The sequence below is a fragment of the Ignavibacteria bacterium genome, assembly GCA_017302895.1.
Taxonomy (GTDB): domain Bacteria; phylum Bacteroidota; class Ignavibacteria; order Ignavibacteriales; family Ignavibacteriaceae; genus UTCHB3.
Genome location: JAFLBV010000001.1, coordinates 1,699,067 through 1,723,816 on the forward strand (window position 1 = coordinate 1,699,067; position 24,750 = coordinate 1,723,816).

General features: G+C 43.9%; 26 protein-coding genes. 21 read left to right on the forward strand and 5 right to left on the reverse strand.

Going from position 1 to position 24,750, the window contains the following annotated elements:
- Positions 1-112: 112 nt before the first annotated feature.
- The 4 genes from J0L60_06900 to J0L60_06915 are packed head-to-tail and all read left to right on the forward strand — an operon-like array spanning position 113 to position 3,629.
- Positions 113-949, forward strand: a complete 837-nt coding sequence (locus J0L60_06900; GenBank protein MBN8545845.1) for a hypothetical protein — start codon at positions 113-115, stop codon at positions 947-949.
- Entirely contained in the window at positions 946-1,764 is an 819-nt protein-coding gene (gene rsmI / locus J0L60_06905; protein MBN8545846.1) for a 16S rRNA (cytidine(1402)-2'-O)-methyltransferase, read from the forward strand. Before J0L60_06900 ends, rsmI begins: the two co-directional genes overlap by 4 nt.
- Entirely contained in the window at positions 1,751-2,842 is a 1,092-nt protein-coding gene (locus J0L60_06910) for a queuine tRNA-ribosyltransferase family protein (GenBank protein MBN8545847.1), read from the forward strand. The genes rsmI and J0L60_06910 overlap by 14 nt, the downstream gene beginning before the upstream one ends.
- Positions 2,835-3,629 (forward strand): hypothetical protein, encoded by a 795-nt coding sequence (locus J0L60_06915; GenBank protein MBN8545848.1) that lies wholly within the window; start codon positions 2,835-2,837, stop codon positions 3,627-3,629. The genes J0L60_06910 and J0L60_06915 overlap by 8 nt, the downstream gene beginning before the upstream one ends.
- Here the strand turns inward: J0L60_06915 and J0L60_06920 are convergent.
- Both J0L60_06920 and J0L60_06925 read right to left on the reverse strand, forming a co-directional pair.
- On the reverse strand, positions 3,626-5,767 hold the full coding sequence (locus J0L60_06920; GenBank protein MBN8545849.1) for an ATP-dependent RecD-like DNA helicase: 2,142 nt from the start codon (positions 5,765-5,767) through the stop codon (positions 3,626-3,628). The genes J0L60_06915 and J0L60_06920 overlap by 4 nt on opposite strands.
- 13 nt (positions 5,768-5,780) lie before the next feature.
- Positions 5,781-6,548: an SDR family NAD(P)-dependent oxidoreductase gene (locus J0L60_06925; GenBank protein MBN8545850.1), complete on the reverse strand. Its 768-nt coding sequence runs from the start codon at positions 6,546-6,548 to the stop codon at positions 5,781-5,783.
- Positions 6,549-6,623: 75 nt separating this feature from the next.
- Here J0L60_06925 and J0L60_06930 point away from each other — a divergent pair, with 75 nt between their 5' ends.
- The 6 genes from J0L60_06930 to J0L60_06955 all read left to right on the forward strand — a co-directional run bounded on the left by J0L60_06930 (position 6,624) and on the right by J0L60_06955 (position 12,749).
- Positions 6,624-7,079, forward strand: a complete 456-nt coding sequence (locus J0L60_06930) for a DinB family protein (GenBank protein MBN8545851.1) — start codon at positions 6,624-6,626, stop codon at positions 7,077-7,079.
- 195 nt (positions 7,080-7,274) lie between these two features.
- On the forward strand, positions 7,275-8,528 hold the full coding sequence (fabF, locus tag J0L60_06935) for a beta-ketoacyl-ACP synthase II (GenBank protein ID MBN8545852.1): 1,254 nt from the start codon (positions 7,275-7,277) through the stop codon (positions 8,526-8,528).
- Positions 8,529-8,552: 24 nt separating this feature from the next.
- Positions 8,553-9,962, forward strand: a complete 1,410-nt coding sequence (locus tag J0L60_06940) for a T9SS type A sorting domain-containing protein (GenBank protein MBN8545853.1) — start codon at positions 8,553-8,555, stop codon at positions 9,960-9,962.
- 21 nt (positions 9,963-9,983) lie between these two features.
- Positions 9,984-11,507 (forward strand): 4-alpha-glucanotransferase, encoded by a 1,524-nt coding sequence (gene malQ / locus J0L60_06945; GenBank protein ID MBN8545854.1) that lies wholly within the window; start codon positions 9,984-9,986, stop codon positions 11,505-11,507.
- 14 nt (positions 11,508-11,521) lie between these two features.
- Positions 11,522-11,986 (forward strand): TerB family tellurite resistance protein, encoded by a 465-nt coding sequence (locus tag J0L60_06950; GenBank protein ID MBN8545855.1) that lies wholly within the window; start codon positions 11,522-11,524, stop codon positions 11,984-11,986.
- A 268-nt stretch (positions 11,987-12,254) separates the two neighbouring features.
- Positions 12,255-12,749 (forward strand): glutathione peroxidase, encoded by a 495-nt coding sequence (locus tag J0L60_06955; GenBank protein MBN8545856.1) that lies wholly within the window; start codon positions 12,255-12,257, stop codon positions 12,747-12,749.
- Between the two features lie 21 nt (positions 12,750-12,770).
- Here J0L60_06955 and J0L60_06960 read toward each other — a convergent pair whose 3' ends face one another.
- From J0L60_06960 to J0L60_06970, 3 genes are all read right to left on the reverse strand, one after another.
- The gene (locus tag J0L60_06960; protein ID MBN8545857.1) at positions 12,771-13,919 is read right to left on the reverse strand and encodes a glycosyltransferase family 4 protein; all 1,149 of its coding nucleotides are present in this window, start codon (positions 13,917-13,919) and stop codon (positions 12,771-12,773) included.
- Between the two features lie 132 nt (positions 13,920-14,051).
- Positions 14,052-16,001, reverse strand: a complete 1,950-nt coding sequence (locus tag J0L60_06965; GenBank protein ID MBN8545858.1) for a response regulator — start codon at positions 15,999-16,001, stop codon at positions 14,052-14,054.
- A gap of 85 nt (positions 16,002-16,086) precedes the next feature.
- Positions 16,087-16,527 carry a thioredoxin family protein gene (locus tag J0L60_06970; GenBank protein MBN8545859.1) on the reverse strand — a complete coding sequence of 147 codons (441 nt, stop codon included), beginning with the start codon at positions 16,525-16,527 and terminating at the stop codon, positions 16,087-16,089.
- 221 nt (positions 16,528-16,748) lie between these two features.
- Here J0L60_06970 and J0L60_06975 point away from each other — a divergent pair, with 221 nt between their 5' ends.
- The 11 genes from J0L60_06975 to J0L60_07025 all read left to right on the forward strand — a co-directional run bounded on the left by J0L60_06975 (position 16,749) and on the right by J0L60_07025 (position 24,749).
- Complete coding sequence (locus tag J0L60_06975) at positions 16,749-17,156, forward strand: hypothetical protein (protein MBN8545860.1); 408 nt, start codon at positions 16,749-16,751, stop codon at positions 17,154-17,156.
- Between the two features lie 10 nt (positions 17,157-17,166).
- Positions 17,167-18,363 (forward strand): DUF5309 family protein, encoded by a 1,197-nt coding sequence (locus J0L60_06980; GenBank protein ID MBN8545861.1) that lies wholly within the window; start codon positions 17,167-17,169, stop codon positions 18,361-18,363.
- 105 nt (positions 18,364-18,468) lie between these two features.
- Entirely contained in the window at positions 18,469-18,717 is a 249-nt protein-coding gene (locus J0L60_06985; GenBank protein MBN8545862.1) for a hypothetical protein, read from the forward strand.
- Positions 18,714-19,340 carry a hypothetical protein gene (locus tag J0L60_06990; GenBank protein ID MBN8545863.1) on the forward strand — a complete coding sequence of 209 codons (627 nt, stop codon included), beginning with the start codon at positions 18,714-18,716 and terminating at the stop codon, positions 19,338-19,340. The genes J0L60_06985 and J0L60_06990 overlap by 4 nt, the downstream gene beginning before the upstream one ends.
- Before the next feature lie 11 nt (positions 19,341-19,351).
- Positions 19,352-20,077 (forward strand): hypothetical protein, encoded by a 726-nt coding sequence (locus J0L60_06995; GenBank protein MBN8545864.1) that lies wholly within the window; start codon positions 19,352-19,354, stop codon positions 20,075-20,077.
- 4 nt (positions 20,078-20,081) lie between these two features.
- The gene (locus J0L60_07000) at positions 20,082-22,304 is read left to right on the forward strand and encodes a hypothetical protein (GenBank protein ID MBN8545865.1); all 2,223 of its coding nucleotides are present in this window, start codon (positions 20,082-20,084) and stop codon (positions 22,302-22,304) included.
- Positions 22,301-22,597, forward strand: a complete 297-nt coding sequence (locus J0L60_07005) for a hypothetical protein (GenBank protein MBN8545866.1) — start codon at positions 22,301-22,303, stop codon at positions 22,595-22,597. The genes J0L60_07000 and J0L60_07005 overlap by 4 nt, the downstream gene beginning before the upstream one ends.
- A gap of 8 nt (positions 22,598-22,605) precedes the next feature.
- Positions 22,606-23,316, forward strand: a complete 711-nt coding sequence (locus tag J0L60_07010) for a hypothetical protein (protein MBN8545867.1) — start codon at positions 22,606-22,608, stop codon at positions 23,314-23,316.
- Positions 23,317-23,327: 11 nt separating this feature from the next.
- Complete coding sequence (locus J0L60_07015; protein MBN8545868.1) at positions 23,328-23,627, forward strand: hypothetical protein; 300 nt, start codon at positions 23,328-23,330, stop codon at positions 23,625-23,627.
- Positions 23,620-24,144, forward strand: coding sequence for a hypothetical protein (locus J0L60_07020; protein ID MBN8545869.1), 525 nt, complete (start codon positions 23,620-23,622; stop codon positions 24,142-24,144). The genes J0L60_07015 and J0L60_07020 overlap by 8 nt, the downstream gene beginning before the upstream one ends.
- Entirely contained in the window at positions 24,141-24,749 is a 609-nt protein-coding gene (locus J0L60_07025) for an N-acetylmuramoyl-L-alanine amidase (GenBank protein ID MBN8545870.1), read from the forward strand. The genes J0L60_07020 and J0L60_07025 overlap by 4 nt, the downstream gene beginning before the upstream one ends.
- Position 24,750: the final 1 nt, after the last annotated feature.

The window sequence follows — 24,750 nt, forward strand, 5'->3', positions numbered from 1 at the left end:
TGTTTAATCTGCGTGTATCTGCGTCCTTCAAAAACAATCCGTTCCATCCGCGTTCCATTTTCCATCATCGTCCCCAAATTCGCAATATTATCGTTAAATTTGCAGTGTTAAAATGAAAAATGAGATGCAGCAGAAAATAGACGACATTGTAAAGAAGATAAAAGCCTCGAAAAAGTATAAGATTATTCTTGAAGAGACGATCCGTGATGTGATTGTGAAGGAACTGGAACGACACAAGAGTTTGAAGATTGCAGAGGAGGCGGCGAAAAAGAAACTTCACAGGATTCGTGCGGAATATCTGGGGGAGCCGAACTACAAAAAGGTGAAAGAGGCGCTGTCTGTTGCTTTTGAAAAGAATGACGATGAAGAGATTAGGGGAGTTTGCTGGTCGATATTTTCGAAACATGCCTCAACCCGTGAGAGGAATCTTTTATTGGGGGAATATTACAACAGACTTTTTGATGTGACGGGGAAACCTGAATCGATAGCAGATCTTGCGTGTGCGCTGAATCCATTGTCATTCAGATGGATGGGATTGGACAATTCCGTAAAATTTTATGCCTATGATGTAAATGAGCAGTTTATTGATCTGATCAATTTTTATTTTGAACTGGAGGGATTGGAACCACTGGGAATACAAAGGGATGTTTATTCGAGTCCCCCTGAGATACCGGTAGATGTTGCGTTTTTATTTAAGATGTACTATTGTCTGGAGCACAGACTGACGGGAGCGGGACTTGAAGTCGTTAAAAATGTTCCTGCCCGCAAGGTTTTAATTTCCTTCCCGACTCTGAATCTGGTTGCAAAGAAAACCGACATTCTTGGAAACCATGAAGAGGACCTTAAAAAAGGTGCCGAGGAGTTTGGGTGGAAGCTGGGATATATCGAATTTGAAAATGAAGTTGTGGTAGTGGTTGACAAGGAACCGGTGACGGGGGAGGGGAAATGAGCGGAACGCTGTATGTGATTTCCACTCCGATTGGAAATCTTGAGGACATTACCCTGAGGAGTTTGAGGCTCCTTAAAACTCTCGAACACATAGCGTGTGAGGACACAAGAACAACGAGGTCATTGATGCAAAAACTTGAAATAGAATTGCATCACCATCTTTTTTCATACCATGAGCATAACGAGATAAAAGCGACGGAAAAGATGCTCAATCTTTTACGCTCGGGTATTGATGTCGGGCTGGTTTCGGATGCGGGGATGCCCGGAATCAGCGATCCCGGTTACAGGGTAATTTCCCGCGCAGTTGAAGAGGGATTCAAGGTGGAAGTTGCGCCGGGGGCTTCCGCGGTTCAGACTGCGCTAATAGCTTCGGGACTGCCGTTTTCGAGCTACACATTCAAGGGATTTCCTCCGAGAAAAGAGGGAAAAAGAAGAAAGTTTTTTGAAGATGAGAAGAACCTTCCGCATACTATCATATTTTTTGAGTCGAAATTCCGAATAATCAAGGCAATGGAATCGGCATATGCGGTGCTTGGCAACAGGATAGCGGTTGTTTGTCTTGAACTTACCAAGCAGTATGAAACAATTATCAGGGCGCCTCTATCAGAAATGAGGGAGATGTTGGAAAAGAGTGATTTACGGGGAGAGATAACCGCTCTGATAGCGGGTGCGAATCCAAAATTCACAGATGAGGAGGATGACTCAGAATTTGAAGATCCCGATGAAATTGAGAGTGAAGAATTCGAAGAAAAGAAACGGGTTTCAAAATATAAATTAAAAAAAATGGAGAGTGAGGAGGAAGATGAAGAGTCTTAAAACCCGTTCCGGTGAGATGCATTTCCCCGTGTTTTTGCCCGATGGTACCAGAGGAATCGTAAGAAGTGTTGATTCATCCGATTTGGAAGCCTGTGGAATCGAGGCTATTGTTGTGAATACACTTCACCTGACCACAAAGCCCGGACTGACAACCGTGAACGGAATCGGGGGCATCCACGAGTTTATGAATTTTCATCATTCGGTGATATCGGATTCAGGTGGTTTTCAGGTCTATTCCCTGATTACGGAATCGAAGGCGGGGACAATTCACAAAGACGGTTTTACCTACAAACTTGAACAGGAAAAAGAGAAACAGACACTCACTCCTGAAAAATGCATTCAGCACCAGTTCAGAATAGGTGCGGACATAATATATTGCCTCGACTACTGCACCCATCCCTCGGCACCCGATGAAACCCAGATTGAGAGCGTTGAGCTCACCATTAAGTGGGCAAAAAGATGCAAAAAAGAGTATGAAAATCAGATTAAAATCAGGAAGATTTCCGATGAGGAAAGACCGCTGATTTTTGGGGTAGTTCAGGGGGGCAACAGTAAAGAGCTTAGGAAAAAGTGTGTCGATGCGCTAATGGAAATTGGATTCGACGGTTATGGTTTTGGTGGCTGGCCCATTGACGATGAAGGAAAACTTCTTGAGATGGTGGGATTCGTAGCTGAACTTGTGGGAGCAGGCTACCCGAAACATGCACTCGGAATCGGGAAGCCGGAGAATCTTGTAAGGGCATTTATAGCCGGTTATGAAATATTCGATTGTGTGATTCCAACCCGCGATGCCCGGCATAAAAGGCTATACACATTCAAAAACTACGATTCGATAGAAAATATAGACGATCTTGCAGACGGGTTTTACAAATATCTTTATATGCAGGATGACATTCACATAAAGGATTTCAGACCGATTGAGGAGGGATGCGACTGTCATACATGCCGCCACTTCACCCGAAGTTATCTGCATCACTTGTTCAGAATTGGGGATACTCTCGCCAACAGACTCGCTACAATTCACAATCTCCGGTTTTACACCAGACTGACCGACAAACTGCGGCAGATAAATGGATAAACAGCTTCTTTCGGAAAAGATTTACTCCTCGATCAAAAAATCGGGCAAATATTCCAATGTCTATGAAGGGACGGTCCGGAAGATAATCGACATGATGATCACCCGCTACGGCAAGGAAAAAGAGATTGAAAAAAATGTGAAGAAAAAGCTGCATCAGATTTATGGAGCTTATCAGTTATTAGTTATGAATTATGAGTTATTAGTGGATGGTAACGGGTCGTTGGATGTTGAAAAAATACTGAAGGGGCATGTATCGACGGCGGAGAGGACGGGGTTTTATGAGGAATTTTACGGGAGAATATTCGGGGTGTTGGGGGGTGAGAGGAAGTATAAAATTTATGATGCGGCTTGCGGGTTCAATCCTTTTTCGGCGGGATATTTTAAGGATTGGGTTGGGGAGTATCACTGTTCTGACATTGATGTGGTTTTGAATGATAATTTGAATAAATTTTTTTGCGATGCGGGACTGGTTAATTTTTCGAGTGAGAACAAGGATTTGACGGTGGATCAAATCAATTTTGCTGATTATGATGTCGTGTTTCTTTTCAAGACTTTATCTTGCATCGAGAGGCAGGAAAAGGGAAGTGCCGCCTTGATTCTTAAAAATGCACTGGCCGCAAAGCATGTGGTGGTAAGTTTTCCGTCGAAATCAATTGGTGGCAGGGAAAAAGGGATGGCAGAAAACTATGCAGTATTTCTTGACGGCCTGATTGAGGGGATGGAGCTGGTTAAGACAGATTTAGTCTTTCCGAATGAGATGGTCTATATTTTGAGCAGGCCCACTTAGAACATGTAAGTTGGGGCAAGGGTTGTCTCGGTCTGACCGGGTAATTTGAAGAGAGAGGTATAGCGTTTTTGTTCCGCATTGTTAGAAACCGCCAGTTGTACAGCTCTTTTGCTTCCCACGATTATCAGCAATTCAGCAGCTCTGGTAATGGCGGTATAAATCAGGTTTCTTTTCAACATGTAATACTGTTCATTTGTGAGAACCACTATTACACAGGGGTATTCCGAGCCCTGACTTTTGTGGATGGTGCAAGCATATGCAAGGGTAACATCATCGAGGGATGAATTGCTGAATTTCACTTCCCGTTCTCCAAAATTGAAGATCAGTTCTTCCTCTTCATCATCCAGACCTGTCAGATAACCAATGTCACCGTTGTAAATGTCCCTTTCATAATCGTTTACGAGTTGCATGAATTTATCTTTCAACTTGAATGAAACATCACCCTTTGTATAGATTACCTTCCCTTCATTCAGTCCCTCCTGTAACAGGCTGTTGATTGCGTCGACACCTGCATTTCCTTTGTACATTGGTGCAAGAATCTGAATATCCGTGAAAGGATTAAAATTATACTTCGCAGGGAGGCGGTTCTTTACGAGGTCGAGAAGCAGATCGGGAATTTTGTTGCTGTCATCCTCTTCCATAAAGAAGAAATCGCTCTCCTTCGAGTTTGAGAGATCGGGCATGAGTCCCTGGTTGATCCTGTGTGAATTGGTGATGATTCTGCTTTGTTCCGCCTGACGGAAAATCTTGTTTAATCTGATAATCGGAATCTGATTGTATTCGAGGATATCATGGAGGATGTTTCCCGGTCCGATTGCCGGGAGCTGATCTTTGTCACCGACAAAAACTACCGTGGTTTCACTGTCAACTGCATAGAGAAGAGATGCCATAAGGAAAGTATTAATCATCGAGACTTCATCTATAACGAGGAGGTGCGCCTTTATCGGATTGCTTTTGTTATGTACAAACTTGCCTGTTTGAGAATCGTATTCCAGAAGCCTGTGGATGGTTTTGGCCTCCAGACCGATGACTTCAGTCATTCTTTTTGCGGCTCTTCCGGTCGGTGCAGCGAGGGCAATTTTCAATTTACACTTCTTGTAGAGATCGATAATTCCTTTTAGAGTGGTTGTCTTTCCCGTGCCCGGTCCACCTGTGAGGACGAGGAAACCATTCTCGGTGCTGTATCTTACCGCTTCAAGTTGCTCTTCCGAAAAGTGTTTCAGAGTATGAACAAAGTTTTTGAAAAAATCGGTGGTGTCATCGTGTTTTGGACGGGAAAGCTCAAGAATTTTAGTCTCGATAATTCTCTCTGACTCATAAACCTCGCGAAGATAGACATTATCATTAACCACAAGGATTCTTCTTTCGGCAATCAGTTCATTGAACTGCTTTTCATAGGAAGTGAGATCGACCGAAAGATTTTTTTGACAGAGAGTGACCAATTGATCGTAGGGAAGGTAAACATGTCCGTCGCTGTTTGCCACATTCTCGAGAATATAGAGCACACCGCTTTTGATTCTCGGTGGGAAATCATGATTCAGACCGATCTTTTGAGCGATGGTATCAGCCGTTTTGAATCCGACACCTCTGATATCAAAAATTAACTGGTAGGGGTTGGTAAGAATAACCGTTTCAGCTTTGTCGCCATACTTTTGCAGTATTTTATTGGCGTGAGTCAGGGGGATGTCGTAGTTCTGAAGGAAGATGACGAGCTTGTGAAGGTTTTTCTGTTCGTTCCAGCTTTCGAGAATTCTTTGCAGTTTTTTAGCAGAGATACCCGGAACCTTCAGGAGTTTTTGCGGGTCTTTATCAATAATTTCGAGTGCTTTTTCGCCGAAGTAGTCGACGATGAATTTAGCCGAATTTTTTGGGAGACCTTTAAGAGCGCCTGAGGAGAGGTATTTCAATATGGCGAGTTTTCCTTCAGGTTTCATGATAACAATTTTGCTCACCTTAAGCTGGGAGCCAAATTTGGGGTGGACTGTCCATTCACCTTCAGCTTCAACCCTGTCCCCCTCGGAGAGTTTTGGAAGGGTGCCCGTAATTATTTTCCCGGAACGGAGCCTTACGACCCCGAATCCGGTATCTTCGTTATAAAAGGTTATGCGTTCAATTTCGCCTTTAAGTTTGTCGGGCATATCTCTTTGGTGTTTAGACTCTTTTTACTGTTGTAGTGTTTGCCTGGTCCGAAGGATAGATTACAATCTCGGAAATATTTACATGAGGAGGTCTGGTTGCACAGAAAACCACGGTATCAGCAATATCAGCGGGATGAAGTGGTGTCAGGCCTTTGTAAACATTTGCAGCCCGTTCATTATCTCCGCGAAACCTTACGATGCTGAAATCAGTTTCGACCATTCCCGGATCAACCGTTGTGGCTCTGATGTTTTTGTCGTACAGTTCCAGTCTCAATGCTTTGGAGAGAGCAAAAACCGCAAATTTTGTAGCGCAGTAAACATTTCCGTTAGGATACACTTCACGCCCGGCAACAGAACCGATATTGATAATGTGTCCGCTTCCGTTTGCGATCATCAGGGGTACCACAGCTTTGGTAACAAAGAGGAGTCCTTTAATATTTGTATCGATCATTTCGTCCCAACCATCGACATCTCCTTCGTGGATGGGCGAGAGCCCTCTTCCGAGACCGGCGTTATTAACCAGGATGTCAATTTTTTTCCATTTGTCGGGCAGTCCCTCTATTAGAGTGAAAACTTCCTTCCTTTTCCGGACATCGAGTTGCAGAGGCAGGGCTTCTATGCCAAATTCAGATGAAAGGGATGAAGAGAGGGAGTGAAGTTTTTCGATTCTTCTAGCAGTAAGAATAAGATTGCATCCTTCACGGGCGAAGGCTTTGGCTGTTTCCAGTCCGATTCCGGAAGAGGCACCCGTAATAAATACAATTTTTCCTTTGATGTTCATAAAATTTACCGTATTTTGTGATCAATTAAAAAAAACTGACTGCAATTTACCAAAAATTGAAATAAGAGTTATAAAATGGTCTTAAGTCTTCGAGAATCGTGGGATGCATCCAACAAAATAACCTTGGATCTTCTTGAAAAAATACCGGAGCATTATTTGAATGTGAAACCGTCATACGGTGGAAGAAGTGTCGGTTCGCAATTCTGTCACATAAATAATGTGAGGGTTCAATGGTTAATGGCAATAGGCACAGCCAAACCCGAGGGTCTGATAAAACTTCAGAAGGATGATCAAACCTACAAAACAAAGATATCGGAAGCACTGAGGATTTCATCTGACAGATTTGGCGGTCTGATAGAGAAGAGTATCAGAACGGACATGAAGGTGAAGGGATATCCAAAAGGGATAAACTCTTTTCTGGTATATCTTGTCTCGCACGAGGCACATCACAGAGGTCAGATAGTGGTCACACTGAAATCGGTGAATCTTCCACTCGACAAGGAATTTCTTTTTGGAATGTGGGAGTTTTAAGAAGATAAGTTGATCTTTAATGCTGCCCGGTTTGATTAGAATGAAAAAAAGATTTAAATTTACAGGTTGAGGATTTATATATTTAATAATTGTTAGAAGCAGTACACCGGAACACCCCGGGATTACTTTTTCCCCGGTGGAAATGGAGGTACCGGTATGCAGCTTTTACTAATTTTTAACAAACAAAGAGAACTAATGCAAAGAAGAAGAGTAGTAGTAACCGGAATGGCAGCCCTCACTCCGATTGGACTTAGTGTTGATGAATTTTGGCAAGGAATGATGGAGGGCAGGAGTGGAGCCGCAGAGATCACAAAATTTGACACTTCAAGAGTGGTAACCAAATTCGCCTGTGAACTAAAAGGTTTCGATCCCCTTAACTATATTGACCGTAAGGCAGTACGCCGCATGGATCTTTTCTGTCAGTATGCCATGGCGGTTGCAAAAGAAGTACTTGAAGATGCCGGACTTGATCCAGAAAAGATGTCGTCAGATGATAAAGATGATACAGGTGTGATGATTGGATCAGGTATTGGCGGCATGAATGTATTCCAGGAACAGGCAAGGATACTCGCCGAACAGGGACCCAACCGTGTATCTCCTTTCTTTATTCCGATGCTTATTCCCGACATTGCTTCCGGACAGGTTTCGATCGAGTATGGTTTCAGAGGACCAAACTATTGTGCTGTATCGGCCTGTGCCACTTCAAACCACAATTTTATCGACTCCTTTATGCTGATCAAAGAAGGTCAGGCGGAAGTGATGATATGTGGCGGAACCGAGGGACCAATATGCGAACTTGGCGTTGCGGGCTTCAATTCCGCTCAGGCACTCTCGAAAAGGAATGAATCGCCCGAAACTGCAAGCAGACCTTTCGACAAAACCCGCGACGGTTTTGTGATGGGTGAGGGTGCCGGTGCACTTGTGCTTGAAGAACTCGAACATGCAAAGAAGAGAGGTGCAAAGATTTATGCTGAAGTGGTCGGTTACGGACTTACCGGTGATGCATACCATATAACCGCTCCCGATCCCGAGGGAAGGGGGGCGAGACTCGCCATGCACAGAGCACTGAAATATGCAGGGCTTGATCCATCCGTAATAGATTACATAAACATGCACGGAACATCGACCGGACTTGGTGACATAGCCGAGACACAGTCGATTAAAGCTGTTTTCGGTGATCAGGCATACAAGATGAATGTATCATCGACAAAGAGCATGACCGGGCATCTTCTTGGTGCTGCGGGTGCTGTTGAGGCGATCGCTACAATTCTGTCGATCAGAAACAGTGCAATTCCCCCCACAATTAATTTTGAATTTCCGGATCCCGATTGTGATCTCAACTACACATTCAACACTCCTCAGAAGAAGAATGTTGAATATGCCATGAGCAACGCATTTGGATTTGGCGGTCATAATACATCAGTGATCTTTAAGAAATATGATGAATAACAACAACAACAAGGCTTGATTCCTATGAAACATATATATTCAATTCTACTCTTAATGGCTGTAATAAGCCTTACGGGTTATTCCCAGACAGAGAAGTGGAACTACACAAAGCAGATCCATTTTCCGCCATCTGATACTGCCTTTGCAAGACCATACCTGATTACTATGGATTCTGCAGGAGTGGTTTATGTAGTGACATCAAAAGCAACCACAGTAAATACTCACAACGCAATCTATTACCTGCTTCCGGGTGACACAGTAATGAAGAAAATGATCGATTTCGATTACAATGGTGATTCAGATTCACTTACGGGAAATATCGGTGCCATCAGAGGTATTACTGCTCTGAACAGAGACATCCTGATCAACTCGAACATTCCATACCCAAGAACTGCTCCCAACACAGTGGCTGCCCAGTATTTCTATCCAAACGGCGACACAACTCTCGTTCAGAAATTTGGATTTAATATCAATGGAGCAGGCTACGGTACCTATCTTCACGGTGCAGCCTTGACAAGAGACAGCATTCTCTTTACCGGTATCTCATTCCAGACCAGTATCAGATTCTACAATTTCAGCTACGGACTCAATCCACCTGCAAGAGGATCGTGGGTACCTTTGACTGTATATCCTCCTGTACCCGGTGGACCAACCAACGGTTCCGATGTTGTGAGAGATGTTGCACTCAACAGAAATGGTGACTACACCAATCCTGAAACACCATGGTTCACAACCAGAAACTCCAGATCTTCAAGTGAAGTAACGGGCGGTATCGCCATGTGGACAGGCGGAAGCCAGATCAATCCACAGGCTTACACAGGTACAAAAATATCCGATTTGGCTCGTGATCTCGATTTCTCCAGTGCGATCCCCAACGGTATAGATGTTGACAACAACGGTATTCTTTGGGTGGCCGGTACAGATTCAACCAGACGCTGGGTAAAAGGTTACAATGTAATCGTGAACTTTGCCGACCCTGTATTCGAACTCCCTGCACAGTTCAGCTCCTCAAATCCTGATCCGACAGGTGCCCCGTTGACCGCACCAAGTGATGTGGTATTGTCAAAAGATGCAAGAACTGCATTTGTCGCCGATGGTGGCAGTCGTTCAGTTTACAAATTTGAATATTTCGATCCTACAAGCGTGGAAGATGGAGTTGTATCCAACCCTGTGAACTTCTCACTCGATCAGAATTATCCTAATCCGTTTAACCCTTCAACCTTCATCAAATTCAGTCTTCCTGAAGCATCGAATGTAAAACTGTATGTTTCAAATTCGCTTGGTCAGAAGGTTGCAGAGATTTTTGACGGATACAAGAGTTCCGGAACTCATTCAATGGTATTTGATGCTTCAGGCCTCACAAGTGGAGTTTATTTCTACACAATAGAGACAATGACCGGCAGACTGACCAAAAAAATGATGTTAATGAAATAGCGTTAAATACAAGGAATTCACATGGAATTTAAAAGAGCAGCGGGAATCCTGATGCATCCGACTTCCCTTCCGGGGAAGTATGGAATTGGTGATCTCGGACCCGAAGCGTATAATTTTATCGATTTTCTTACTGCCGCAGGTCAAACCCTGTGGCAGGTTTTTCCCCTGGGACCGACAGGTTATGGTGATTCACCCTACCAGTGTTTCTCAGCGTTTGCAGGTAATCCGCTGCTTTTATCTCCGGATGTGCTGGTAGAGGAGGGTTTCCTCACAGAAGATGATACAAAGGAAGTTCCCGCTTTTAATCCTGATCTGATAGACTATGGTTGGGTAATAGACTACAAAAAGGGACTTCTGCTTAAGGCATATGAAGGCTTCAAAAACAATACCAAAAAGAGCGTAAAAGAGAGTTACAACAAGTTTTGCAAAAACAATGCCGAGTGGCTCGAGGATTATGCACTCTTTATGGCAGCAAAAGAGTATCATGGTGGAGCCTTGTGGACCACCTGGGAGAAATCGATTGCAATAAGAGACCCAAAAGAACTGCCCAAGTGGAAGAAAAAACTTGCTGAGGGTATCAACTATCAGAAGTTTCTTCAGTTCTGTTTCTACGATCAGTGGTCGAAAATAAAAGCCTATGCTAACAAAAACGGAATCACCGTAATCGGTGATCTACCGATATTTGTTGCATACGACAGTGCTGATGTATGGGCAAACAAAGAACTCTTCACAGTTGACGGTGAGGGCAAACTGATTTGGGTAGCAGGTGTGCCGCCTGATTATTTCAGTCCAACAGGTCAGCTTTGGGGCAACCCGCTTTACCGTTGGGAAGAGATGGAAAAGGATGATTTCAAGTGGTGGAGAGACCGTATCTCTGCACTTCTGAAAATTGTCGATATTGCCAGAATAGACCACTTTAGAGGATTTGAAGCATACTGGCGGATTCCGGGAGATGCACCCACTGCCCAGACGGGCAAATGGATAAAGGCTCCGGGAATGAAATTCTTCAGGACGGTTAAAAAGTATCTTGGAGATTTGCCGATAATTGCCGAAGACCTTGGGGTAATCACTCCGCCGGTCGAAAAGCTCCGCGATACATTCAATTTCCCCGGAATCAAAATTATGCAGTTTGCATTTGGAACCGGAATGGAATCGAAGTTTCTGCCTCACAACTACATCAAAAACTGCGTTGTTCATACCGGATCGCATGACAATGACACAACCCGTGGATATTTTGATTCAGCAAAGGGACAGGCAAATGACATCTACAAGTTTGCTCAGGACTATTTAAATTGCTATAAGCACGAAGCGATGGTATCTGCTGCCATTAAATCGGCATATGCTTCAGTGGCAAACACTGTTGTGATCCCGATGCAGGATGTTTTGAATCTCGGAACAGAATCCCGGATGAATTATCCCGGCAGATTAGGTGGCGGAAACTGGGCATGGAGAGCAAGAAAAGAGGCATTCACAAGTGATTTGGCAGCCTACTACAATTACATGACCAGAATATTTGAGCGACCAAAACCTGAAAACGGGAACTGACAGGAGCAGTAAATATGGGACTATTTGACAAGGTATTCAAGAAGAAGTTTGACGGCAAACGAGAAATAAACCGGAACTCCCCCGAGTACAAGGCGAATATAAAGCTTGCCACAGCGGCGCTTCTTGTTCTGATGGCACATGTTGATAACGAATTTACCGAAAATGAGCATAAAAAAATAGTTTATCTGCTCAGGAAGAGATTTGGTATTTCTGCCGAAGAGGTGGAATCGTTGATTGTTGAGTGCCGGGGTCAGATAATTCCAGAAACCCAGGTGAGAGAGACGCTTAAATTCATAGATGATAATTTCTATTTTGATGAGAAATATGATCTGATGAAATATCTGTATTCTCTGATGCTGGCGGACTCTGATTTGAGTGCACACGAAGTCAAATTGTTCTCGACTATTTCAAATGCTCTTGGAATAAATAAGATTGCCCTGGAGACCATCAAAAAAGATGTGGAACGGGAGCAGTCATAATCCTGAGATAAAGTCGTAAATTTATTCAGCCCGGATGATTGATGATTATCCGGGCTGTTTTGTTTTTAAACAGGAAATAAGGCATGTAGTGAGGGTGAAAAATGAACTATTTTACCGTTTGTTTATGTTAAATTTTCAGGAGGATAAAATGAAAAAATATCTGTCAATTATTTTCGCAGTCGTAATGGTTGTTGTGGTAACAGGATTTATCACTTCAAAGAGCAGTGAAGCAAGCTCAAATTCAATTTCCGGTGTAAAAAGGAGTGAAATGGAATATTCGGGTAAAAAACTTGGTGATTTTAAGGTGCAGGACATAGACGGCAAGGAAGTAGATCTCTCAGCCTATGAGGGCAAGGTTGTGTTGATCGTGAATGTTGCCAGCCAATGTGGATACACCCGTCAATACAAAGGTCTCGAGGATATTTACAAGAAATACAAGGATCAGGGACTCGTGATACTCGGATTTCCCTGTAACGATTTTGGCGGACAGGAACCCGGCTCAAACGAAGAGATAAAGGATTTCTGCTCAACGAAATTTTCGGTTACATTTCCCATGATGGACAAGGTAAAAGTGCTCGGTGAAGATAAAGCCCCGCTTTTTGCATGGCTGACAGACAACAGTGTTACCGGTAAAAAGGACATCAAGTGGAACTTCGAGAAATTCCTCATCAATAAAAAAGGTGAAATTGTCGAGAGATTTGTAAGCAAGGATGAACCGGATGGAGAGAAAATTACTTCTGCGATTGAGAAGGCATTAAAATAGCTGTTAGATATGAACTATGATCTATGAGCTGATTTGTTTTTGATTTGGGAGCAGGGAAAGTATCTTGCCGATTGTTGTGTTGAAGTTGTGTTGGGATGATGCCCATAGACGGGCATTGTCCCCTTTTATTTTAATGGTTTCGGGATGATTAATAAATTCTGAAATTGCCTCCGCTATGGCTTTGCTTGAGCCCGGTTCCACGAGTATTCCTCTCTCATTATTTCCGATTTGTTCTGTTGTTCCACCTGCATCGGTTCCAATCACTGGCAGTCCTGTCATCATTGCATCGATAACCGAGAGGGAATACATTTCGTTATGAGTCGGGAGCACAAAAATATCCATTGCAGAGAGCCAAGAGATATAATCTTTTTGGAACGGAATAAGTTTCAGGGATGCCGGATTGTTTTTGGCAAGTTCTTTCAATTTTGAATAGAGAAGGTCAGCCTGTTCCTCGTAAACGACTTTTCCAGTATCGTCTACCTCTTTTACTGTCGGTTCTCCCATAATCCAAAATTCCACCTTTGAGGAAATTCCCGGTTCGAGGTACTGAAGTGCTTCAGCAAAAATTCCCACACCCTTGCCACTGTCAATTCTGCTCATTACGGCAACAACAATTTTTTCATCGGGAGTCTTCATTTCTCTTCTGATCCGGTTTCTTGTCTCAACAGACACTTTATAATTCCCTGTATGTCTTCCGTATCTGACAAGATTTACTGCTCCGGTAGGGACGGGAAGATAGTTTTCGCATTCCCGTTTTGAAAACTCCGAAGAGGTTATCAGCGCGTCCACACTTCCATAAACAAAACGGTGAACAAAATCTTTTTTCGGACCCGTACCCATGTAAACAGCGTGCAGATGTTTAGTCCCCGTAAGCTTTTTCAGCAGTGCTCCCGTGAAAACATCGTTTCGTGTGTGTGAAAAGATGACATTTACACCATTCTTTTGGATAAACGCTCTTAGCCGGAGCACCTCAATAAAAGAAAATTTAAGATTCGTTGAAGTGTGGATTACAGGGATTCCGGCATTTTCGCAGGCTTCATCTATTACTGAAAATTTTCTGCAAACCACGAAATTCTCAACCCCGGCTTTTTGAAGTTCGAGTATAAGATCGCGGACATAGAGTTCGCGTCCACCTCTTGCAACTGAGTTTATAAGGTGGAGGAGAGGCATGCTAATCCGATAATGCAATAATGCAATAATCCAATAATCCAATAATGCAGTAATGCAGTAATGGGTGTGAATGGAGGTTGTTGGTGGAATGGATTTAAGATGGTACCGGACATTCGGTTATGCATGAGGGGGTCAGACCGGGAGATATTTCTTCAGTTCGGAGATAAGAATTTCCGGGGAAACAGGTTTGTAGAGCAGATTTGTTGCTCCTGCATTCATTGCAAGACGGGAGAGGTTGTCGTCAGGAGCATCGAGTACAGCAAATATAGGAATGGTTTTATAGACATTTGACGATCTCATTCGTTCGATTATTTCAACCGGAGACATGCCGGGAAGATTCATATCAAAGAAGGCAAGGTCGTAAGGTTCCGATTTAAGTGCATCGAACGCGGTGACACCCGAGTCAGCCGTTGTCAGAGCAATTCTGCTGTTTTGAAGTATCTTGGTCATGTCTTCAAGAGCCTGTCTGTCATTGTCAGCGTAGAGGGCTTTGAGGAATTCATCATCGACGGGTTCAGGCTGATATGGAATTTGAGATGGTTTCCGGTCATCCTGATAATCGTCTTCCTCTTCATATTCCTGTCGAGCCCGTTCTCTTCTGGCAGATTCCTGTCGGGCTTTCCTGATTTTAATAATCTCGGAGAATTTCTTTCTGATGGCAGTCAGAGTATCCTGAAGTGCATCCACATCTTCCTGTGAATTGGTGAGGTCGTTACTCAGAGATTTTTGAAGGTCGAGTATTTGTTTCAAGTCGGCTTCATATTCATCACGGAGAGCTTCGAGAGATGAAAGTTCTCTGTCGATATCGCGAAGTTTTCTGTTCCTTATCTCAATGATGCCTTTGAGATTGACTGCTTCAATTTTCTTTGCCTGGATCTGTTCCAGCAATTCCTGATATTCATCGTTGCTTTTTGTATAGGCGATCGATTTGTCGTTCATTTGCTGATTAAGGCGTGTGATATTGTCAATCATGGCTTCCTTGGAGCCTGATAGACCCTGTATGGAGCCCCTGATTTGCTCGAGGAGTCCGGAGGTGATTTGTCGCTCTTCGTTCAACCGGTCGACCTGTCTGGTGAGCAACTGAACTTCAGCGTCGAGGGCGGAGGCCTTACTCAGAAGAGTTTCCACCTTTTTCGAGAGAGCGGTTGCCTCGTCATTCAGGTTAGCCCTCTCAATTTTGATCATCTCGAGTTTTTTCTCATTTTCCTGTAGCTCTTCAATAACCTGATCTGCGGCAGCGGATATTTTGGAATATCTTATTTTTGCTTCAGAGAACTCACGATCGAGGAGGGCAAGTTGCTCCTGCCTTTGTTTGATAGCATTGTCGAGGTCTGATTTCATCCGCATCAGTTCCCGTTCGATTGAAATTCTTTCCTGAACGACATTTTGTTCGAAAGCGGCCCGTTGATGCAACATTTCGTTGCGCATTTTATTGATGTCTTCGATCAGTTTTTTCTTGATCTGCTCCAGGTCACGGAGTTCGAATTCGAGTTCTGCTCTTTCCTTGAGGATATCCTGTACTTTGTCGTAAACTTCATCGTACCTTACGCGCAGAATTTCAAGGTTTGAATATTTTTCCTTGTTATATTTAAGTTCTTCGAGTTCCTGCTGGAGGCTGATTATACTCTCTTTTTTGCTTGACTCCTCCTCTCTTATGAGTTTAAGTCCCTCATCATATTCTTCAAACTCAACTCTTGCAGATTCAACCTTGGAAAGAAGTGTGACCAGTTCCTTCGAGAATACCTCGGTTTCCTGTTTCTTTTCCTTTATTTCAGTTTCAAGCTGTGAGAGAAGTTGCGATTTTGACTCCAAATCACCGGAGAGCTGGCGATGATTTTCTTCTGTTTTCTGGAGTTCGCTTCTTTTTGTGTAGACGAGGATAGAGAGGTCGGATTCCTCATTTCTGAGGTCATTTACTTTTCTGGTCAGATCAGCGAGTTCAACATTTTTAGAATCAAGATCATTCGATAACCGTTCTATTTCTCCATTGGCAGCAACAAGATCCTCATGTTTTTCAAGGAGGTCTTCATACTTCTGAAGAAGTTCTTCGAATTCTCTTTTATAGTTTCTAAACAGACTCAAGATTCTTTAATTTTGGTTTAAATCAGTAATGCAATAATCCAATAATGCAGTAATCCAATAATTATTCAGGAAATGATTAGTTGGTTTACTGTGGAGCATTGGTGACATTTTTTTTGTAAGCGGTAATGAATTCGAGAAATTTTTCTTTTGAATAGGACTTACCTGATTCGAGATCACCTGTATTCTGTGAATGCAACAGTTCCCCGTCACTTTCCAGCACAAAGAAATGGGGGTATCCCTCGATCTTTGGAAAAGTGGAGAGAAAAGCCTCGTTTTTATTTTCAGGGCTGAAATTTACTTTTAGAACCACAAAAGCATTGTGGAAAGCGGAATTAACTTCTTCATTTGTTTCCACAAACTCATCTATCCGGTGGCACCATATGCACCATTCACCGCCCACATCGAGCAGGATTCTTTTATTCTGTTCGGTTGCCTGCTTTACTGCAGATTTCAGATCCTCGACGGGATTACGAGTCGGGTCGAACTTTTCCCGTTCAACTTTTCCTGCCTGGGCAAAAACAGACATTCCAAGGAAAGCTGCGAGGAGCAGGAAGTACTTAAAATAGCATGTCCATTTACTGCTGCACATAAATCACCAATTTTTTAATTCATCATGTTAATTTATGAAAAAAAGATCATAAGATAAAGAGTTTTGATGATTTGTAGTAACAATAGATGTGTAAATCTTTAATATTGAGAGGGCGGGCGGCACTTCCTAAATTTGCATCGTAAATTTTGAAGGTAATTATGAACGAGGAAGAGTTAAAAAATTGGTTCAGTGAGCTTATCTCCACAGTCGCTGCTGAGAAGGCTGATGAGATTAAGCGGGGGATAAGCGAGACTCTCGGATCACCGGATGCTTCCGAATTGATCCCCGAGTGGGACAGGGAGTATCCGGGATATTTTGAAGTGGTGTCCGTTGATCCGGCGGGGTTCGCAGCTCAGCTAAAAAAGTTCAGGGAGCATAAGGAAAACCTTGCGGACCTGGAGAGGAGGAAAAAAGAGGAAGGGGAGACAGTCATTAAAAAAGTGAAAGAGACATTGAAGAGGGTGGAGAGGCTGCGCCCTCCGATGGAAACAGGGAGTTCGGGGAGACACTCTGTGGCAGGCAACAGCCGTTTATTAAAAAGCATAATCAACCAAATCACAAATTAGAGAGGGAAACATGGCTTACGAGTCAATCAACTCAGGTGTGGTATCTTCATCAACAATGAATGCTGCCAATGCAGTACCCGATGTGGAGAAGATACTTTATTTACTAAAACCATATCAGACACCACTGCTTCAGTTCCTTTGGTTCTCGGGGCGTAAATCGAAGGAAGTAAGGAGTCCGTTCGCAAAATTCTCCTGGTTCGAGAGTGAACTTTTTCCGCACCAGACCACAAACAAAACCACCATTTCGGCACTTGGCACACCGGCAACAATTACACTGAATGCCTCAAACTGCGATTCGTTGTCAATCTTCAATCTGGATGATATTGTACTCATAGAAGAAACCGATCAGATGGCTTTTGTTTCATCAAAGTCGACGAATCAGGCAGTACTCACCCACATCGACGGCAGCTCAAATCTTTCATCACTCCAGACTGAAGGAATGTATCTGAAAATCATCGGCAGTCGAAATTCAGAATATTCAGGTGTAAGAACCGCTGTAAGCGTTAAGGAAGTGGAGAAATTCAACTATTTGAACATTTTCAGTGAAAGCGTCGCAACGACGGGGAGACATCAGGCGGGAGAAAACTACACTGACGGAGTCGATCATCCTGCGTTGGTTGCAAAGAAAATTGAGGAGATGAAGCTTCAGGCAGAGCGCTATTTTCTTTTTGCACCCGGTCAGGGATACGCCACCGCCGGTAATTACAGAACCACTTGGGGGCACGGTTTCCTTGGGAGAATACTTAGCAATGTGAACAGTTATTCTCCTGCTCTCGATGAAGATACCTTCGATGATCATTTGAGAGAAGTGTTTCAGAAGGGATCTAACAGGAAAATTCACATGTGTGGCAGTGGTCAGCTTTCTGAAATCAACAAATTCATAAAGAGCAGGTATGAACTGAATCCAAATCCGACTGTTTCGATCTACGGAGTGAATGTCAGGGAGTATCTTACACCCTTCGGAAGTGTGGACATAATCTGGAATCCTGTGATGGACGGGAAATTCACCGATTACGGATTCACAATCGATGCCGACAAGGTTAAACTTCGTTTTATGGCAAACGACAAAAAGGGGAGCAGAAAGTTCCGAATCGAGGAAGGAGTGGAAACCCCCGGTGTTGATGGAACCACCACAAAGATACTCATGGACCTTGGCATCGAAATCCACAACGAAGAATGCCACGGGATACTGAGGAAAGCGGTGTAGGACAGAACCTCGGAACTTCAGAACCTCGGAACTTCAGATTAACAGAAGACAGAGGTTCCGTAGTACTGAGGTTCTGAAGTTCTTAAAAAGAAAGGAAAAACAGAAATGAAATTCGTAAGTAAATACAGGAGATATTCAATAACGCTGGCGGGGAAGAAGTTTTCATTTGTTCCCGAGGGGGTTACAGGAGTATACTTCACAGATGATGAGGAATCGATAGCAGCGTTAAAAGGGTCTGCGGCTTTTGGGAGGGACTATCACGAGACAGGGGAAATACGGGTTGAGCAGGTCGCAGGGAATGAGACAGTAGGGGGAGTAACCGGGAAAACAGGTGAGAGGGGGAAGAAAAAATGACAACGGCAGAGATGATCACGAGGGTCAGGTCGCTTCTTGATGAGAGGGAGGCAGGATTCTGGAGTGACGCCGAGGTAATGGATGCCTTGAATGACGGTCAGGATGAGGTGGTCAACTACTGTCTGTTTGTCTTTGCCGAGGGGGGAGTGGAAGGAGAGCTCCCCCTCCTTCTTACACCACTTGAAACCGAGCAGACAATCGAACCTGTTACTGCGGCAGATGTTGTGCTCCCGTCAGATTTCATGTACCTTTTGTCAGTTAAGTGTGCTCCCACAACGGGAGCATCATTGAAACCTTGCATGATCCGGAGCACTTCGATGGCAAGATATTCCCGGGAGCACAACCGTTTCCTGAAACCGGATGGGGCAAACCTGTATGCCTTTTTAAGAGGAGGTAAACTGGTCTTCGAAGTACCGCCGGTAAACGGCAGTGTGGTAATAAACTACATTAGAAAGGGAAGCAGAATATCAGAAGAACAAAATTGTGAATTACCCGATAATGCTTCAGGAGCAATAATTTCGTATGCCGCAGCACTTCTGCTCGAAAAAGATAAACAGAGTGAAGAAGCCGGCAGGTTTTTTGGAATGTTCACCAATAAAATTGAACTGTTGTCACAATTATAAAGGAGGGGAAAATGGCATCAACACTGGCAGAACTCAGGGATCAGATCGTTATAGATGCGAATGTGCAGGGGAATCCGCTGTTTCCTGTTAACAGATTGAACAGAATAATTAATCTTTCACAAAGATCGATACAGACAGAATTGAACGGACTGGGGATGAAAAAGTGGGAGACGAGAGTTGTTTTGAGCGAGAGTATCCGCTCGACGACCTTTGTCGGAAAGCCCGTTGTATCGGTTGCATTGAATGAGGAGAATTTCCCACAGATGCTGGAGAGTCCCAGATCGATTATCTTCATCGAATGCAGTGATGGCGTTGCGCACGGTCTTGCATTTGAAGTGGATCTGGAGAGATTCAAGGAGCAGATTGACAACACCTGGCTGTCACCGACCACAGGATCGGCAGTTTTCATGCGACTTGCAAATCAGGTGCTTGTTGCACCTGTAGAGGTCAATTCACTTGTGGCTTATTATTACAAAGCTGCAGCAGATCTCGTAAATGACAATGATGAAACCTCGATACCCATGGAATTTGAGGAATATGTAATCAAGAAGGCGGTTGCTGAGATCGACGGGATTTTGGGGAATCTTGAGGCAAAGCAGGTAAAAACAAAACAGATTCAGAGTGAGATTTCAGCGGCATATCAAAAATTTCTCGAGAAGCAGGGCGAACGCGGCAGGCTTGCAAAGGAGAATATCAGAGGTCTTCCGGAAAATATCAGATACAATATGGGTTATTGAGACTATGGACAGATGGATAATGGCTGGAGCTGTAAAGAGAATAAACGAGGTGATGGATCCCTTGTTGCTTGAAGAAGGTGAAGTGCAGGAGATGATAAATCTGGTACTCGATAGTGAAGGAAAAGGTGGAATTCCAGTCAGGAGGGGGAGTTGGAGAAACTCCTCCCTTCCTTCCCTGCCTTCTGAAATCTCAGGACTCTTCTCGTTGAAACGGGCTGCCGGCGGTGAGTACCTTGCAGCAATTGCCGGGGGGAAACTTTATGTTTCAAAAGAGGGGACGGAATCGTGGAATGAGGTTTGTTCAGGACTGGAGCATTCCGAAATCTGTGGAGCTCTGGCAACAGGTGATGGGAGAACACTGGTTTACAGCGGATTCTCGAACAGGGTTGCAGGTGGAACGGAATTTGAGGAAGTGACATCTTTGGCAATTGAACCGCCTGTAATATCGGGTGATGCTCCCGTTACTGTTGTGCAGCACGATACAGGCGGGAGCATTTCAAATGGGTGGTATAACTATGTAGTGGTTTACGAATCCGGAGAAGGGGATTTCTCCTCTCCATCACAACCGTTTACAGCCTTCAGGTCGCATACAACCGGTTCAACCGGCTTTTCAGGCAGTACCAACAGAGTGGAGATCAGCAATTTACCCGTTCCTTCCGATCCCAGGGTGGTCAGAAAAAAACTTTTCAGAACCAAGGCCGTTACTGCATCCTCTCTCTCGAGTTCACCCTTCATTTATTACGAACTGGCAGTGCTGTCGCCTGATGAGATTGATTATACCGACAAGTCGCATGATGATGATCTTTCATCGTGGCAGATCGCAAAATTTACTTCACCTCCATCAGGTCTGTCATTCTGCTTTAATAAAGGGAGGTTGTTCACCGGGAATATCAGAATGCAGGAAATCAACTATTTTGAACCTCCATTTTCAAATGATGGAGCCGGCATCAGGGTATTCTCAGGTACAGGTTTGATAACGGGAGGAGAAATTTGCAATGCTTCAGGATACAGGTATCGCATTGTCTATGTTGATGCAAACGGTACTGCAAGCAGGCACATCGAGACACCATTAATCCTGACTCCGGGTGAAGAGTTTGAGAACATGGCATCAATCACTCTGAATTACATTCCGTTTCTTCCTTCTGCAGAATCCACAAGAATAATTGAGAAAAGACTCTACAGAACCAAAAAGGACGGGAGCACATTTTTCAGACATCCTGTAAAACTCACGCTGAATCAGATTGCATTCACTGATACTCTCGGTGATGACGGACTTGGTTCCGAGACATTTGACGATAATATAAAGATAACCCATTTCCCTTCCACATTGGCTTTTTCTGAACCGGGAAATTATTTCTCATTTTTACCCGAGAATGTCATTTCCCTTCCACAGGGGAGCTATTCAGGGATCATCTCCATTTTCGATGATGTTGATGGAATCCTGATCTTTTCCGGTGCATCCATAAGTAAATTATATACCACTGGTGATCCTGTAACCTGGCGTGTAGTAACATTGAATGATGAGACCGGTGTCAGGGACAGAAATTCCATTCTTCGAACGGAAAGCGGAATCTGGTTCTTTTCCAATGGAAGTATCAGGAGGTACGGTGGAGGAGAGATTTCTTCTCCGGGTGAGCTGCTGCTCAAGACATGGTCACAGGTTGATTCATTCTATCGGCCTGTCTGGCTATCAGAGAGGGGGTGGTGCTGTTTTCCGGTGAAGATGAAGGAAGGATCGGCGATGCTGCTCATCTTTGATGAGAAGATCGGTTCCTGGTATAAATTTACACATCCGGGTCTGAAAGGAGTAGCGACCTTCGCCGGAGGGGCAGAAGGACTGCTTCTTGCCTGGAAGGGAGGCACAATTTGTGAGTACCACTCTCTTCTTTTTGCTTCTGATATCATTGGGGAACTGGATACAGAGGTGGAAGTGGAGCTCACCGGCAGGGCATTTTCATATCAGGGGCTGGATTTGATGAGGGCTAGAATGTTGCGGATATATTTTGAATCACTCCCCGGTGAGTTGGCGGTTACACTTCAAAACGATTCAGGTGAGCTAACCACGGGGTATTCACTCACAGAGGAGTCAGAGTTGATCAAAATTACCCCTGTGTCACAAATGACGGGAGCGGGGGAGTATTGCCGGAGAATTGCGGTAAAGATTAAGGGAACCGGAATAAAAATTTTAAGAATGATAAAACTTGAAACGAGGAGGGTCAGGGCATGATGACAGTTGAAGAGATGCGCAACTGGTTTGCACCTGCTGTTGCACACGGCGACCGGTTGCCGGAAAACGGCAGTTTCAATGATGGTACATTTTTTCTCCTGAGACGGGAGGGGATTAAAATATTGTTTCTATTCACGGGGGGAGAAAGGCTGCAAGTGGCATCAATTCCATATATAACAACTGTGCTCCCAAATCCGGAGTCAATCCCGGAGCATACGAGAATCTTATACGATTCGGGGGAAGAGACAAGTGAATATATTTTAGTTAAAAGCAAATGGGTTAAAATTAATTAGGAGGGGATATGCCCGGAGCATCAGGTGGCGACACCTACAATTACATAATGGAGGAACTGCTGAGATCAGCCTTGGGGAGTGTTTTCCCCGGGAGTGTTTCGGCAGACTCAATCAAAGGGATGTTCGGAAACAACGGAATCGCCGGAAGCTACAATACAAGTATTTCCGGAATAAAAAAGACTCTGAATGATGAAGTGACATCGGGGAGCAAGGCTCTTGCCGAACAGAGAGCTCTTGGAATAAGAGAACTGGAGAAATCGCGAGGTGGAGCGATCGATGAATTAAAAAGATCACTTGTTGAGGCAGGTCTAAACAAATCGGGGGTAGCGGCAAACACCATGAATAAAATATATGAGAGTGAGTCGGACGCCAAAAATTCGCTGGTTACCAAAATTGCTGCACTCGATGAGGAGAGTCGAAAAGACGCCATAAACAAGCTGCTTGGAATAGAGTCGGTTTCCGCCTCTCTCGGAGCGAGTGACAGACAGTCGAAGCGTGATTTGTTTTCTTTACTCGGAAATCTGAAACTGTCGGGCGACAGAAACAGAATGTTAAGAGATGAACTTGACTTAAAGAAACTCGCTTATGAAGAGGGAAAGACAGGTATTGGGGGTGTAATTGGATCAATCCTTGGCAGTCTTTTGGGAATTGCGGGTGGCGGGCTTGCGCTTGGTGCATCAGACGAATTAAATAATCTGATCTTCGGATCAAAAAAATGAGGGAGGAATCGATGGAAATATTGTTTGGTCTTCTGGGTGTATGGTATCTGGCACTCTACGGTGCTGTAACCAGTATTATAACGGAAGCTGCATACATGATTGCAAAGGGGTATATTAGAAAGAGGTGGCTGTTGGTAATTACGGCTTCCGTAGTCACTCTGCTTGGTGATGTTACAACAGGGGAGATAACAACTTCGGTTTTGTCGATTCTCCTTGTGGCATCTTTCAGCATTCTGTTTTATACTTATATCGGTGAATACACAATCAGGCGGATTTTCGAGTATATCCGGGAGGAGAAAAAGATTGAATAGGTGGATAGCACTGGCAGTTTGTGTTGTATTGGGAGCATTGATCTTCTGGTTTTTGGCACGAAACAACACCGGGAGCACGCAAACGGGAGTACAAATCATTGAAAAGAGAGTTGTCAGAGATACTGTTTACACAATCAAATATCGGACAATTGAGAAGGTAAAGCCGGTTTTTACGGTGGATACAGTAGAAGTATTTATCGCTTCAAAGGATTCGTCACAGGAGGAGGTTCGTGCTCCCGTATTTGCTGCCTCAATGGATACCGTGATGTTTGATTCATCACTTTCTCTTGGGATAAGATACAGGTCACCCGCTCCGCTTGATGCAAATTCGTTTTTTGAGATTGAAGCGAGACTCAAAGAAAGGAAGGTGAGGGAGGTGGAAACTGTTTATATCGAAAAGGAGCCGGATATTCTAAATAAATGGGTCCATTTCGGACTGGTCATAGCTCCGGGGTACGGATTGCGTAATAAACAAACAGACATATTTATCGGAATGGGGGTAATGATAGGATTATGAAAAGAAAAATAAAACACTTAAATGAGGGAGAGTTTATTAGAGAAGTTTTCCCGAAGGCTCAAATTGTACTACACGGGACAGCTTCATCTTCTGCAACGGGGGTCGGTGACTGGTGGAATTTGCAAAAAGGTGCAATAGCCACGGCCTTTGCAATCGATAAATCGGGTGAAGTAATCGAACTCTTCCCCGCATGCTATTGGGCATATCACACCGGGAATGGTTCAGCCTATGATTCAAGAAACATCGGAATTGAGATAGCAAATGAGGGTTATCTGAAGGAGATCAACGGAAAATTTCATTGGAATGCCGGCTCGGGCTGGCAGGAATACAAAGGGGAAGTCTTTGATCTTAAGTCCACATGGCGGGGTTTTCGATACTTTGCGGGATTTACAGAAGCCCAATATGAAGCAACCGCAAAACTATGTGCCGGGCTTTGCTGTTATTTTGATATAAAACCGTCGGTGCAGGACAATTTTGAATATTCGCCTTCGTATCTTGCATATAAGGGAATTGTAAAACATTGCAATCTCTATTCCGGCAAGCTCGATGTCACACCGGCATTCAATATCAATAAATTTAAAATACTGTTAAATAAATATCTGTAAT